Source organism: Methylobacterium sp. WL64, assembly GCF_008039945.1.
Lineage (GTDB): Bacteria > Pseudomonadota > Alphaproteobacteria > Rhizobiales > Beijerinckiaceae > Methylobacterium.
The window spans coordinates 1-1,031 of record NZ_VRVA01000289.1; the positions used below are offsets into that span (position 1 = coordinate 1).

Below are 1,031 nucleotides of genomic sequence, written 5' to 3' on the forward strand. Positions count from 1 at the left end.
ACCGAATGGCCGAAACCGGCACGGGTTCGGGGAGGCGCAGCCGAGTAGAGCGCGGCCCCCTCGGGGCGACGCCCGCGCCTGCGGTCATTGTAAGAAACGGATCTGAAGCCTGACAGGACAGTCACCGCGTTCGCGTCACCGGGGCGGGCGCTGCCCGCCGATGATCCCAGCGACGCTGCCGACCCCAAAGGGAAGCAGGAAGGCGTCTGTCCATTCAGGCGGCAAGAGCTGGGGGCGCTGCCCCCAACGACGCCTCAAGGGGGCTGGTCCTCGCCATGCTCGCTATCGCTGCGCGTGGCTCCGGTCCCGGCCTCCGGCCGCCCCGTGACGCTCTGCCCCCCGCGTTCGCCACGTGGCAGGGGTGCTGATGCACCCTAAATCCAGGGAGGGGGGACAAGGCTATGGACGAAACCACTCTGGAAAAGATGCTGCACACGGCCGCCGATCTGCGGGCCAGGCTGGACGGGTCGGTGACGTCAGAGACGCAACGCGCCTTCCTGCAAAACATGCTGACCGGGATGGAAGCGGCCTTCGAAAAACAGGCTGACCAGGTGCGAGCCATCCGGACGGTGCTGCCGCGCCGGAACGATGCCGGCGGCAGGGCCACGGTCGCCTACGTCGATCGGCTGCTCGGCCAATGCGACGGGTTCCGCCTGCACTAGGCGAGGGGATGAAGCTGCACGGACCATCCGGGCGGCTCGCCCTTATTGAACACCCGGATCGCCGTCTCGCATAGATGCACGGTGGCGGGCTTCGCGCCGCAATGCTTGCATGTCAGGCGGGGGACGATCTCGGCCAGGTGATGCCCCGGCCCGAGGCTGCGGACCAGCATCTTGATGGGCTGCTTGATGCCGCGCCCGCATGCGCAGGTCATATCGAGCCAGCACCCCTCCAGCTCGTTGAGACGGGCTTTCAGGGCCAGATGGATGCCGTAGGGCCGGTCAGTTTTTTCCATCGGACGCCACGCCCCCGAAAAACTGCCCCAGCCGGTCGTGCGCCACCCTCAACGCCTGCCGCCGCTCGATAGGGTG

2 protein-coding genes are annotated in these 1,031 nt (G+C 67.7%); one reads left to right on the forward strand and one right to left on the reverse strand.

The features are described from left to right. Nucleotides 1-401: 401 nt before the first annotated feature. Nucleotides 402-662, forward strand: coding sequence for a hypothetical protein (locus tag FV242_RS33930; RefSeq protein WP_147942033.1), 261 nt, complete (start codon nucleotides 402-404; stop codon nucleotides 660-662). On the opposite strand, the gene FV242_RS33935 is transcribed toward FV242_RS33930, so the two are convergent. Beyond that, nucleotides 659-955, reverse strand: coding sequence for a hypothetical protein (locus FV242_RS33935; protein ID WP_147942034.1), 297 nt, complete (start codon nucleotides 953-955; stop codon nucleotides 659-661). The genes FV242_RS33930 and FV242_RS33935 overlap by 4 nt on opposite strands. Nucleotides 956-1,031 lie beyond the last annotated feature (76 nt).

What these genes read in the sequence shown, in the direction of transcription:
- FV242_RS33930 (WP_147942033.1), top strand. Translation starts at nt 402, where the DNA reads ATGGACGAAACCACTCTGGAAAAGATGCTGCACACGGCCGCCGATCTG.
- FV242_RS33935 (WP_147942034.1), bottom strand. Translation starts at nt 955, where the DNA reads ATGGAAAAAACTGACCGGCCCTACGGCATCCATCTGGCCCTGAAAGCC.